At 65.0% G+C, this 12,262-nt stretch carries 12 protein-coding genes; 6 read left to right on the top strand and 6 right to left on the bottom strand.

The genetic code is table 11. The features are described from left to right. The first annotated feature begins 62 nt into the window (after window positions 1-62). Entirely contained in the window at window positions 63-671 is a 609-nt protein-coding gene (locus ACIBCN_RS26365) for a dihydrofolate reductase family protein (RefSeq protein WP_396994317.1), read from the top strand. 63 nt (window positions 672-734) lie between these two features. Here the strand turns inward: ACIBCN_RS26365 and ACIBCN_RS26360 are convergent, their stop codons facing one another. Continuing rightward, window positions 735-1,673: an undecaprenyl-diphosphate phosphatase gene (locus ACIBCN_RS26360; protein WP_396994316.1), complete on the bottom strand. Its 939-nt coding sequence runs from the start codon at window positions 1,671-1,673 to the stop codon at window positions 735-737. 315 nt (window positions 1,674-1,988) lie between these two features. Between ACIBCN_RS26360 and thrS the strand changes: the two genes are divergently transcribed. Then, window positions 1,989-3,206, top strand: coding sequence for a threonine--tRNA ligase (gene thrS, locus ACIBCN_RS26355; protein WP_396994315.1), 1,218 nt, complete (start codon window positions 1,989-1,991; stop codon window positions 3,204-3,206). Between the two features lie 141 nt (window positions 3,207-3,347). Here the strand turns inward: thrS and ACIBCN_RS26350 are convergent, their stop codons facing one another. Then, window positions 3,348-4,850 (bottom strand): peptidoglycan DD-metalloendopeptidase family protein, encoded by a 1,503-nt coding sequence (locus ACIBCN_RS26350; protein WP_396994314.1) that lies wholly within the window; start codon window positions 4,848-4,850, stop codon window positions 3,348-3,350. A 447-nt stretch (window positions 4,851-5,297) separates the two neighbouring features. Further along, the gene (locus tag ACIBCN_RS26345) at window positions 5,298-5,774 is read right to left on the bottom strand and encodes a DUF3237 domain-containing protein (protein ID WP_396994313.1); all 477 of its coding nucleotides are present in this window, start codon (window positions 5,772-5,774) and stop codon (window positions 5,298-5,300) included. Window positions 5,775-5,940: 166 nt separating this feature from the next. Here ACIBCN_RS26345 and ACIBCN_RS26340 point away from each other — a divergent pair, with 166 nt between their 5' ends. Then, complete coding sequence (locus ACIBCN_RS26340) at window positions 5,941-6,531, top strand: hypothetical protein (protein WP_396994312.1); 591 nt, start codon at window positions 5,941-5,943, stop codon at window positions 6,529-6,531. Window positions 6,532-6,622: 91 nt separating this feature from the next. Here the strand turns inward: ACIBCN_RS26340 and ACIBCN_RS26335 are convergent, their stop codons facing one another. Together ACIBCN_RS26335 and ACIBCN_RS26330 are read right to left on the bottom strand one after the other, a co-directional pair. After that, on the bottom strand, window positions 6,623-7,162 hold the full coding sequence (locus tag ACIBCN_RS26335; RefSeq protein ID WP_396994311.1) for a hypothetical protein: 540 nt from the start codon (window positions 7,160-7,162) through the stop codon (window positions 6,623-6,625). A 173-nt stretch (window positions 7,163-7,335) separates the two neighbouring features. Next, window positions 7,336-8,235 carry an esterase/lipase family protein gene (locus ACIBCN_RS26330; RefSeq protein ID WP_396994400.1) on the bottom strand — a complete coding sequence of 300 codons (900 nt, stop codon included), beginning with the start codon at window positions 8,233-8,235 and terminating at the stop codon, window positions 7,336-7,338. 316 nt (window positions 8,236-8,551) lie between these two features. On the opposite strand from ACIBCN_RS26330, the gene ACIBCN_RS26325 reads away from it, so the two are divergent. Further along, window positions 8,552-9,145 (top strand): hypothetical protein, encoded by a 594-nt coding sequence (locus tag ACIBCN_RS26325; protein WP_396994310.1) that lies wholly within the window; start codon window positions 8,552-8,554, stop codon window positions 9,143-9,145. Window positions 9,146-9,212: 67 nt separating this feature from the next. Beyond that, window positions 9,213-10,037 carry a GNAT family N-acetyltransferase gene (locus ACIBCN_RS26320; RefSeq protein WP_396994399.1) on the top strand — a complete coding sequence of 275 codons (825 nt, stop codon included), beginning with the start codon at window positions 9,213-9,215 and terminating at the stop codon, window positions 10,035-10,037. 45 nt (window positions 10,038-10,082) lie between these two features. On the opposite strand, the gene ACIBCN_RS26315 is transcribed toward ACIBCN_RS26320, so the two are convergent. Further along, entirely contained in the window at window positions 10,083-11,435 is a 1,353-nt protein-coding gene (locus ACIBCN_RS26315) for an FAD-binding protein (RefSeq protein WP_396994309.1), read from the bottom strand. Between the two features lie 336 nt (window positions 11,436-11,771). On the opposite strand from ACIBCN_RS26315, the gene ACIBCN_RS26310 reads away from it, so the two are divergent. Then, window positions 11,772-12,215 carry a hypothetical protein gene (locus ACIBCN_RS26310; protein ID WP_396994308.1) on the top strand — a complete coding sequence of 148 codons (444 nt, stop codon included), beginning with the start codon at window positions 11,772-11,774 and terminating at the stop codon, window positions 12,213-12,215. The last annotated feature ends 47 nt before the right edge of the window (window positions 12,216-12,262 follow it).

The following is a 12,262-nucleotide window of genomic DNA, read 5'->3' as shown; positions in this document are numbered from 1 at the left end:
CAAGCCCCATCGCCCGCGAGGCGACAAGATCGGAGCGGATACCAGCGATTCGAGGAGAGCCTGTGGGCACAGTGATCATGCACAATGTAGCGTCGGTGGACGGCTTCATCGCCGACAAAAACGACGATGTCGGGCCACTCCACGACTGGTACTTCAACGGAGACACCCCGATCATCGAAAGTGACGACCAGTTCGACCATTCCGGAACCGGCAGCAGCTTTAAGGTCTCGCGTGCGTCGGCGGAGTACGTCCGGTCGACATGGGCGACGATCGGCACGATCGTGATGGGCCGCAACCTATTCGATCTGGTGAATGGTTGGGAGGGTAAGCCACCCACGGGTGATCACGTGGTCGTCGTATCCCACCGGCCGAAGCCCGAGGGCTGGCACCCCGAGGCGTCCTACCATTTCGTCGACGACGTAACAGCGGCGATCACCAAGGCCAAAGAACTCGCCGGTGACCGAACCATCGCCGTGAACGCCGGCGAGGTAGGCGGCCAGATCCTCGCCGCCGGCCTCGTCGACGAGGTAGCGATGGACATAGTGCCGGTGGTCTTCGGCTCCGGCAAACGCTTCTTCGGCAGCATCGACGGACAACATCTCCTAGAGGACCCCCACGTGGTCATCCAGGGCGAAGGGGTACTCCACCTGAGGTACAAGGTCCGCCGCTAGGGTCGCCGACCCCAGCACAGTGCAAGCGGGTTCCCGTCGCTGCAGCTTGTCGGGCGCAGCATTTCAGCTGAAGTGGACGATGGAGAGGAGGCCGGCTGCTACGCAGTAGGTGGCGAAGGGGAGGAGGGTTCGGGTTTGGAAGTAGCGTTCTAGGAAGTGGACGGCTAGCCAGGAGGAGAGGCCGGAGATGATGGCGCCGAAGAGGATTGGGCCTCGGATGCCGTGGGTTTCGGGGCCGACTAGTTCGGGGAGTTCGAGTATTCCGGCGCCGAGGATGGCCGGGGTGGCGAGGAGGAAGGCGAATTTGGCGGCGTGGTCGTTTTCGAGGCCGCGCCACAGGCCGCCGACCATGGTGAGACCGGCTCGGCTGAAGCCGGTGACCAGCGCGCCGGCTTGAGCGAAGCCGATGCCGATGGCGTCTCGGACGTCGAGGGCGGCCAGTTGACGGTCGGATTGGCGGCGCGGCGGTGCTTCGAGGGTGAGAACTGTTGTGCGGGTTTGCTGTCGGGCGAATCGGCGACCGTATTCGGCGAGTGTCGGTTCGTTGCGGCGGCGTAGTCCCTCGCCGATGACCAGGACGACACCGTTCAGTACCAGGAAGACGCTGGCACAGATGGGGGCGGCGAACAGCGCGTGTAGTGGGTGTTCGAGTAATGGTCCGAGGATGGCGACGGGCAGGGTGGCGATCACGATCAGCAATGCCATCCGCTGCGCGACGGTGTCCAAGCGCCTGGTTCGCACCATGGTGACGAGACCGGCGACGATGCCGCACCAGGTCCGCCAGTAGTAGCCGATGAGTGCCAGCGCCGTCGCGACGTGCAAGGCCACCACGAAGGCTAGATACGGTGTGCCAGGGCCTGATTCGCTCGGGCTGACCATTTTCTGCCAGCTCCCGCCGAGCCACGCGGCAACCAGTACGGAATGCCCGAGGCTCGAGATGGGGAACAGTTCGGTGACACCCTGCACCGCACCGATGACGGCCGCTTGAAAGTAGGTGAGCATCGCGACGAGTTTCGCATGCGCCCAACGGCACCTCGGCAGGGCCCCGCACGCCGACCGATATGCCCGAATCGTGCCTCTCCCAGCATCTTTCGTCCGAAACGCGCCATCGTAGTCGATCTTGAAACCGGCGAAAAGGCTCGATTTTCGGTTGTACCGCGAAACGCCTCGGGTGTAGCGTCCCCGGTATGCAGCGCGCTCAGTTCACCACGACGCCGGACGACGTCCCGGCGCGCTGAACCCTGTTCTGCAAGAGCCCCGGGCGGATGCCCGGGGCTTTTCGCTGTGGTCATCCGTCCTCGACGACGAGGAGACCCCATGTATGACCATCGAAAGCTCGGCCGCGAACTCGGCTTGTTCGACACCGATCCGTTGATCGGAGCCGGTTTACCGTACTGGCTACCCGACGGCGCGATCGTGCGCCACAGCCTGGAGGAATATATCCGCACCGCGGAACGGCAGGCGGGCTACCAGCATGTGTACTCCCCGGTGCTCGGAAAACGCGAACTGTACGAAATCTCTGGACACTGGGCGCATTACAACGACGACATGTACCCGCCGATGGACCTCGGCAGCGAGCAGGTGGTGCTGCGTCCCAGTCTGTGCCCGCACCACGCGGTGATATATCGGTCCCGCTCGCACAGCTACCGGGAACTTCCGCTGCGGATGGCCGAACTCGGCGGGATGTACCGCTCTGAATTGTCCGGAGTGCTGGGCGGTTTGACCCGGGTGCGGTGTATCCAGCTCAACGACGCACATATCTTCTGCACCCTCGACCAGGTCGCCGACGAGGCCGCCGCCGCGCTGGCGCTGATCGGCTCCGCGTATCGGGCGATGGGGATCAGCACCGCCCGATACCGGCTGTCACTGCCCGGTGCCAGCGGTAAATATGTTGTGGCACCAGACATGTGGCAGCGTGCGAGCAAAATCCTGAGCGAGGTACTCGACCGGTCCGGGGTGCCGTACGAGGCAGTCGAGGGCGAGGCCGCGTTCTACGGTCCGAAGGTCGATGTCCAGGTGACCGATCACGCGGGCCGCGAATCGACCCTGTCCACCGTGCAGGTCGACTTCTACCAGCCCGAACAGTTCGACCTGCACTACACCGGCGCCGATGGTGCGAAGCATCGACCGGTCATGGTGCACCGCAGCATCATCGGGAGCGTCGAGCGAGCGGTCGCGCACCTGATCGAACAGCACGGCGGCGCATTTCCGGCCTGGCTGGCCCCGCTTCAGGTGGCGGTGCTGCCGATCTCCGATGCCGGGGAACCGGCCGCCGCGGAGCTTCGAGACCGATGCCTGCGCGCGGGCTTGCGCGTACAGGTTGTCGATGCGGCAGCGGGCAGCCTGGGCGCGCGGGTGCGGGAAACCCGTTTGGTGCCATACCAATTCATTCTCGGGCCGGCCGAAACCGCGAACGACGAGGTGGCGGTGCGGTTGCGAGACGGTCGCCGCCTGCCTGCCCAAGCCGCCGATCGTGCAGTCGCACGGATTCGTGCGCTGGTCGAAAGCAACGACCCCCGTTTGTGGACTGACTGATCCCAGTAAAGGGGCCCTTGTGTATCCGTCGGCAGGATAGGCCTGAGTTTCGAGGGCCCGGTTCAGGACTCGGCGCGGCGGAGGCCATGGTGCTGCCTCCACCGCGCCGATCGGGTCAGCCGAACGGCTGCGGATCGCTCGTCATTCTGTCCACCAGCTGTCGGTCCAATCGCCGCCGGCCCAATCGCCCGGCCATTCATCCGCTGTCCAATCATCATCAGGCAATTCGTCGTCCGTCCATTCGTCTTTTGTGCCTTCATTGTTCGGCTGCTGGCCGTCCGTCCCCTTGGGCGGCTTCGGCGGCTCGTTCTGCTGGCATGCGGGCGCGACCGGGCCATTGCTTCCGGTGTCGAGGAAGCCGTCGCTGACCCACTTGCCGTTGTCCAGCTTGTTCCACAGATCGGTGGCGCCCCACTTGCCGTTCAGCCGGTCACCGCGGGCCGTGCAGGTGATCTTCACGACGTCGCCGTTACGGACCGTGCCGGCGACCGAATTCCGAGTGCCAGGACCGGAACGCAGGTTGACGTTCCGATTGCGATCGGGATAGGGGCGGACGACGCCCTTGGCCAGTGTCGGATTGGGTTTGGGATCCGTCGGTGGCTTCGGATCCGTCGGTGGCTTGGGCTCGGCCGGCTTGGGGGTCGTCGGTGGTTTCGGATCCGTCGGTGGTTTGGGATCCGTTGGGGGAGTCGAATCGTCCCCGCCACCGAAGTTCGTCAGCCTGCCGCCGGCACGCACCTGCTGGCCCTCGTGCTGGGCATATCCGCCGTAAGCTTCGGGACCTTCATGGAAGGTCCAGCCGCCGAGGGTCACACCGTTGACGGGCACCGGCTGCGCACCCTTGTAGAGCGACATATGCACGTGTGCCCCGCTGGCGAACCCGCCGCACGGCAGCTGAGTACCGGTGTGGCCCAAGTAGGTACCCGCGGCGATCTGGGTGCCGTCGGCGGCGCCGATGATGTCGGTCATGTGGTAGTAGGTGGTGGTGAAACCGTTGTTGTGCACGATCTTCACCTCGGCGCTTCCGTTGCGCACGCACGTCTTGTAGATCCGGCCCGCCGCAGGGGCCATCACCCGGCCGTCGCCGCCGTTGAAGTCGATAGAGTTGTACGGTCGGCTGGTACCACTGATGCCGTGCGGTCCGCCGCCCATGTACCAGGCCTGGCCCTGTTTCCACGGGAGGGACAGCGCGGTGTTTCCCGAACGTGGTTGCGGCGCAGTCAAAGCCGCCTTCTCGCCGCCGCTCACCACCGATTCGGGCGCGTCGCCGACCATGCTGCCGAACTCGGGGGTGCCTTCCAGCGCGACCGCCCAATCGCCTTCGTCGTCGAGTTTCGCGACATATAGCGTGGATTTCGGCGTTTCCTCGCTCTCGCTGTCCTGCGGGACGGTCGCGGCGCCGAAGACCCATTCGCCGTCGCTGCGGATGCGGTCGATGACCGGAGGCTTGTCGCTGGTGACGTCCTTAGTGGTGGGTTGCGTCGCGAGGGTGTCGGTGATCGCGTCGTCCAGGCCGTCCGCGGTGGGTTCCGCCGCGACCGGGCCGATGGTGATCGTCAAGCCGATGGCGGTCGCGAGGACGAGTGTGGTGATGGCACTGGGGAATATCCAACGTCCGAGGCGGCGTGGATTGATCGATCTCAAGATGAGGCAACTTTCTCCGTCGGTCGTGATAATCGTCTATCGAGGGCCGAAACGGCCGGTGGGAGAGGGGTGTCGGCATATTACGTATCGGTCACGCTTGCCGGATCGGATGTCCACTTCCCAGCCGAAAGTGTAGGGTAGGCGATTAGCGAAGTGTGGAAAGATTAGCCATTCTATAAATAGAGTTAAGCCAGGGATTCAATAATTATGAGTCCCTGGCTTCGATATGTTATGGGCATCGTCGAGAATTGGGCAGTGACGCATGGATCGCATTGCGCTTGCGGGCTGGATCCACCCGGTGCGCCGCCCCTGGAGAGCACTCCTGCCTGGGTGCTTGCCTCGGCCTTGGGTCGGCGCGAGGCTGTGCCCGGTCAGTAAGTGGGGCTACGAATTCAGTATAGTTATCGTTCCTGGCGTATTCTCGCGGCCCGCTCTCTATGGCGGGTACTAGAGGACTTGGGAAACCTTATAAGCAACCCCACCTTTGATCAGATACCCCGATCCGACGCACACGATATCGTTCAGCCATGCATATTGTGCCGCACCGGTTTCAAAGAGCGGTGCGGTCCGAAAGTAATACCGCGCAGGATCGATCCCACGGCTTTTGATGGGATCGGCGATATCGGTGCGAAGTTCGGGCGGGACGGTCCACCGCCCTCCGTATGACATATGAATCAACGCATCGTCGTGCGTATGCAGCGTGAGCCGGACATCCACGGTCATCGCCCGGTCGGGGCGAAACAACGTCCAATCACCGCCGCCCGGCACCACTTCGCCGCGTAGCCTCGGCCCCTCGAACGACCCGCCCGCGGCGCCGAACAGGATGCGCCGACCGTACGGCCCGGCGCCCATGTCCAGCGGCGGGTTCAAGTCGACGACCACGTCGAACAGGTGCGTCGTCCGAACCTCGCCGACATCCTGCACTCGTGGGTCCTTCGTCATGTCTCGGCCGCTGCCGGTATCTAGGGTCATCATCTAAACGTACGGCCGTACGTATTTATAGTCAAGGGCAGGCTGAGATGCTGTAGACATCACTCGAGTACGCCTAGGGCATTGGTCTTTTCATGGGCTCGCGCGATAACTTGATCGGGTGATCAGCAATTCGGTACCCACGACGGCGGGAGCATGGCGGGCGGGTGACGACGCCGCGGTGTCGTTGCGGGAGGCGACGGTGGCGTGGGCGCTGGCCGCGCACGCGGAACTGTCCGAGATCGCCACGGGGTACGGGCATTTCATCACCGTCGGCGAGCTGGCCGAGCGGGTGCAGGAGGTGTCCGGGGTGCATACCGGGGCACCGACGCGCACCTGGATGGATGCCATCCTGCGCAAGATCGCGCGACGCTGCCACAAAGCGGGGGAGCCGCCGCTCACCGCGCTCTGCGTGCGGCAGAACCACACGGTCGGCGACACCTACAAGTACGTGCTGGAGCTTGCCGGACTGCCGATTCCGGACGACCTCGAGTTGCACGCCGCCTACGCCCGCTGGCAGTGCTACGAGTTCTACGGCGCCGCAATGCCCGCCGACATGGCGGTCCCGCCGCTCACGCCCAAGGTGGCTGGGCGTCGCGCGCCGAGCACCGTCGCGCAGGTCGAAACCAAACCGCAGCCGACCCGTCCGGCTGTGTGCGCACAGTGCTTTATCCAGTTGCCCGCCAACGGAACCTGCGAATACTGCGGGTAGCGGCATTCGTCCGCACAAACAATAGGCCCGCGCTCGCAATGAGCACGGGCCTCTCGTTTCCCGATTCTCGGGGTGCGTCGTCACCTATCGATCACGAAACCGCGCCGATGAATCCGCCGATGGCGGCACCGATGGCGCAACCGAAGATGGCGCCGACCAGGAAGAACCAGATTCCGATCAGAATGCCGACCAGGCAGCCGACGAAAGCGCCGGCCAGGATGGCTCCGCCGCCGCCGACGGTGTGCACGAACGGCAGGTCCTGTGAGCTGGTCGCGGCGACCGTCGGACCACCCACCGGGGTGAGGGTCAGCGCGGTATCACTGGTCAAAGCCGGTGTGACGGACATGGTTTGGCCCGTCTCGGCCCGCAGCGTCGTGGGGATCGCGCCGATGACGGCGCCGTCGTCGGCGACCACCTGAACCGCGTCCGGCGTCAGGACGAACCTGCCGGAGGCCAAAGTGACCAGGGCTTGCGAATGATCCGCCGCCAACGTCGTCGTGTAGCCGACCGAGCCGTCCATTCCGCTGACACTGATGTCGGCCAATTCGGCTTCGCCGTGCGCCGTCGCCATCGTGATTCCGGTGGCCGCTATGGCGAATATCGCTGTCGCCACCAACTTCTTAACAAACATGGTCTTTCCAATCCGTGCGGGTTTCCTTTGACGTTCCCCCGACAAACGGCACCGGACGTAAGATCATGATGCGCTGGTGGCTGACTACTGTCTATTAGGCATTTCCCCTGATCAAAGCATATTTTTGGTTTGGTTTGATCCCCTGACGTTGGGGGTCGTCGCCCCCCGCCCGGTCACGGCGACGTCTGCTGATCGGCGCTGGGCGCGGGGCATGGATCGCCGGTGAAGGGCAGGCCGAGTGCCCGATGCACCAGAAAGCCGACGGCCGGGGAATCGGGGAGGATGCCGTGGTGGAAAATGTCGGTCGGGCATAGGTCTTGTACCCAGAGATTTTCTACGGTGGCATCGCGTCCGGCACGCAGGAATGTCGCTTCGGGCGGCGTGACGACGTGATCGACACGGGTCGCGATCGCCGTGTAATGCACGCCGGGTTCGGTGTCGCCGCCCGCGTTGAGGGTGCGGATGAATTCGCTGCCCGTCAACTGTTGCGCCGCCGACGTGCCGAGCACCCTGGCGATCACGCCGTCCGAGATTCCGGACGCGCTCCCCGAAGGCAGAAAGGCCCCGAGTCCATCGGCCGTGGTGCCGTGGTTGGTGCCTGCGATGGTGACGAGGTGATCGACCTTGTTGCGGCTCGGGTCGCCGCGATACGCGCCCCCGTCGAACCGCAGGTATTGCCGGGTCAGCGGCGCGCCCTGCGAATGCGCGACGATATCGACCTTCGCCGCACCGGTAACGCCACGCACCCGATCGATGAACGCCGCGAGCTCCTTGGCGGACGTGCGGATATCCGCGGTGCCGAACACTCCGGGGGCCGCGCCGCGCACACTGAACGGCGCGTGTCCGTAATTGAGTGAAAACACGCATACGCCAGCAGCTTTCAGCTCCGGAGCCAATGTATCCCAGGAGTTTTGATTGCCCCACGTGCCATGCACGAGCACCACCGGTTCCGGCCGTTTCGTATTCGGGACGCAGGTCCAATCGTTCGCCCCGGTCGGCGCGACGCTGCCGTCCTCGACGACTTCGGCGAAAGCCGGAACGGCCGCAACCATTCCGGTGACCGCGAGCGCCACGGTCAAACTGATTCTCCAGCGATACCGACGTGATTCACCCGCATGCATCGAGACACAGTTCCTTTCACCGGCCAAACAGCTCTGCGCGGCAAATCAGACGCCAATCTCGTCACCAGGTATCGATGGCTCATGCAACCATCGGAGCGAATGAGTGGCAAACATGCGGCCGGAGTGGCGCGATAAAGGTTTCGCGTTCGACCGATCCACGGACCTCGCAACCGAGCGCCATGACCCCTGGAGGTCGCTACGGATTCTCAGGCTGGAACCAGGGTTTTCCCGGAGGTCACGGCTTCGTCGCCCTGTCAAGCTTTGAAGCGTGAAATCCCCTGGAGTGCTGCTGATCTCCGCACCGCTGTTCTTCTCCGGATACGGCGTGATCCGGCTGTTCGGCCTGGCGGACGGCCGGTACGGGCCCGGCGTTGATTGGCAGGCCGCGCATATCGTCGGGCTGATCGGCATGGTGCTGTTCATCCCCGCGGTGCTCGGCCTGCAACGTTTGCTCCCCCAGGGCAATTGGCGAACCGGGACGGTGATCGTCACTCTGGTCGGGCTGGCGGCGTCGATTGTTCAGTTCGGCGCGGATATCGCGTTCGCGGCCATGGCCGAGGACAAGGCCGACATGTCCAGGCTGAGCCATGAGTTCTCGGCTATACCCGGTGTTCGGCCTGCGTTCTACGAGGTTGGTCCGCCGCTGTTTTTTCTCGGCCTGATCGTGCTGACCGTGCTGCTCGCCCGCGCCGGCCGGTTGCCGTGGTGGAGCCCGGTGGTGCTGGCGGTCAGCACGATGATGCCGATGCTTACGCTCGATCTGATTCCGCTCGCGGGCATCGGCATTGTTGCGTCGGTCGTCGCACTCAGGACGGACGCCGACGAATTCGACGCGACATCGGCGGTCCAGGCCAACGCCTGAGCGGAAAAGGATTGTCGCCTCGGCGGTTCACCCTGGTAGGAATGCGTTCATGTCGCCTGAACCCAGCCTGTTCGCGGGAACTGACCTTGCGGCCCGCGTCGAGCGCGCCGAACGGTCGCTGATGGAAGAGGGCGCTCGCGCCGCCGCGCAGCGGGAGCCGAGGGTGCTGCTACTCCCCATCGGCAGCGGCTTGGCCGTGTGGGCCGGGCCGAACTCGCCCCTCGACAAGGTTGTCGGAATCGGCATGGGCGACGAGTTCGACGACAGCGCGCTGGACGCGGTGGAAGCGGCTTTCGCTGAGCGCGACGCACCGGTTCAGTTCGAGGTCTCGACCCTGGCCGATCCTGCCGTGGTCGAACGACTGACTCGCCGCGGCTACCTGCTGACCGGTTTCGAGAACGTGCTCGGCCTGGGACTCGACCAGGGCAGACAGGCGAATGTTGCTGCGGAAGTCGACATTTCGGCTGTTGCCCCTGACGAGTTCGACACCTGGCTGGATGTCGTCGCCGAGAGCTTCGGCGCGCCGGACACCCAGGGCGTGGCATCTCACGAGGAGTTTCCCCGTGCGGCCCTCGACAACTCGATTCGCGACATCGCCTCCGCCACCGGCTTTTCCGGCTCGCTCGCCCGCATCGATGGCGTCCCCGTCGGTGGCGCCAGCCTGCGCCTCGCCGATGGCATCGCCCAGTTCTGTGGTGCGGCAACCCTTCCCGCCTTCCGTCGCCGCGGCGTGCAAGCCTCGCTGCTCTCGGCCCGGCTGGCCGCGGCCGCGTCGGCAGGCTGCGACCTCGCCGTCGTCACCACGCTTCCCGGTTCGAAGTCGCAGCAGAACGTGCAAAAGCTCGGGTTCCAACTCCTGTACGCCCGAGCGATTCTCGTCCGTCAGGTCTAGCTTCCCGCGAATCGGCCGCGTGGTTCCGTCGCCCGAACCGCGAATTCAGCTGACAAGCACCGTGTGTATTCGTTTCTGCGGGTCCACCTTTCGGCGGATTTCATCGAGCAGTGGGTAGTTGTGCGCGTAGTAGCGCTCCATCGGGTCGCCGGATTCGAGATAGTTGACGTACGCGCCCGCCGAGTAGGGCGCGACGAGGTGGTGTGCCTCGGCGATCCAGGCGGCGGCCTGCTCGTGCGGGATCTGCTGGTAGTTGCCCCATTCCACGAGGGCGGCGTGCTCGCGCCACGGGAAGGCGGTTTCCGTGGCGAGGGTGTCGCGGACGGCACCGTCGAGCGTGTTGATCTGGACCCAGCCGGTGCCGCCCGCGCGGGAGTGCGCGGTGATCGCCTCGATGATCGCGGCGATGGCGTCCGCGGCGAGCTCGGTGACCACGTCGGAGCCGCAGGTGAAGGTGGCGCGCGGCTGGGTGGCACTGCCGCCCGCCAGATACATGACCGTGTCCATGTGGTTCAGGCTCCGGTACTCCACATTGAGCGGCTTCGCGGTGGCCGCCATCAACGCGACCGCGGCCCGGATGCCCTCTTTCGCGGGACAGACCAGCTGCATCCAGCATTTCAGTCCGCCCTTCCCGTCCGCGTCCACGCTGACGCAGGCCCACTCGGCGGGGTCGGCGGTGCCGAGCCAGGTCGACCAACCGGCGATCACCTGCGCGGCGAGCTCACCGGGGAAGGCCAGTTGCACAACATCTTTCGGCGTCGTGGGACAGGTCCGGTAGGTGAGTGAGGTGACCACGCCGAGATGGGAGCCGCCGCCGCGGACCGCCCAGAACAGATCCGGCCGGGTGGTCGGCGAGACCTCGGTCACGGTGCCGTCGGGCAGCACCATCGTCGCAGCGGCGAGCCGGTCGCAGGTCAGCCCGTGGCGGCGCGATTCGAAGCCGAGGCCGCCGCCGAGGGTGAGCCCGGCGATGCCGACCATCGGGCACATCCCCGTGGGAATCGTCTGCCCGAACCGGTCGAGCTCGCGGTACACGGCGTTGAGCGTCATGCCCGGCGCGACAACGGCTTCGCCGTCGCGATAGGTCACCCCGGACAACTTGCGCAGGTCGATGATCATCGCCCCGGTCGCCGAGGAGGCGCCCACATAGGAATGGCCGCCCGCTCGGGTCGACATGACCAGCTCGTTCTCGGCGGCGAAGCTGACCGCGGCGGCGACGTCCTCGACCGTGTCGGCACGCACCACGGCGGTCGGCTTTTCTTCGTCGAACCGCATGTTGAAGATCTGCTTCGCCGTCGGATAATCCGCGTCGTTCGCCAGGAAGACGCGGCCACGCATCCGCTGGTCGAGCTTGCTCCAATCCACGCCCGCGGCAATGCGGCTGGACGTCAACGGCATCGGCTCGGCGCGCGCGATCCGAGCGCTGGACGGGCCCGGCAGACCCGCCGATGCCCAGCCGGTCAGGCCGATGCCGAGTGCGCTCCGCAGGAAGGTGCCGCGCGAGAAGTTGGTGTCGATCTTGCTAGCCTAGGGGCGTGAGCACCTAAAACAGCGGTACGACACCTGCTGAGGACGCCCAGGCGCGCCCTTCAGAGGCGAGATCCGAAGCCAGTACGGGACTCGGTCCGGTGGTCCGCTACACCTGGCCGCAACGCACGTATTCGAGCGACTCCGGGCTACGGTGGTGTCCTCCTCTCGGAGTAGGGGTGTGGCCGGAAGTAGTTCTTACGAGGGATGCCGAAAGCGGTCGTCCGGGCGATGTGCACAATCCCTGCAGGCAAGACAATTCTCGGTATGCGAAGTGCACGCTACATCGCCGCCACCGTTGCAGAATTGCGCCAGCACACCGCCGCCGACAAGGCAGCCTGCATGGTCAGCCAACGTGCGATGTTCCCGCGCCGCGGTCGCATCGAACTCAGCGACAAAGGTCTGGTGTTGTCCGACTGGAGCGACGCCGGCGATCTGACACTGTCGCGGGAGGCGATCGTCTCGCTGCGCCGCGAATTCACCTCGCTCTACGGCAGATTCATGGGTGGCCTGCTCAACGCGGGCAAGCCGCTGATTCTGCAAACGACCACGGCCGGCGAGATCTACATCCTGATCAATCGCCGCGAGATTTCCGAGTTCACCAACAATCGCCGGTGGGAAGCCGCGATCGCCGCGTGGTGCGAGTCGTAGCGGTCTGCGCGAAACGGTCTACAGTTCAAGCGAATTGATCACCGCAG

This window comes from Nocardia sp. NPDC051052, assembly GCF_044456045.1.
Taxonomy (GTDB): domain Bacteria; phylum Actinomycetota; class Actinomycetes; order Mycobacteriales; family Mycobacteriaceae; genus Nocardia.
This window is presented reverse-complemented; position numbering and strand designations above follow the sequence as displayed.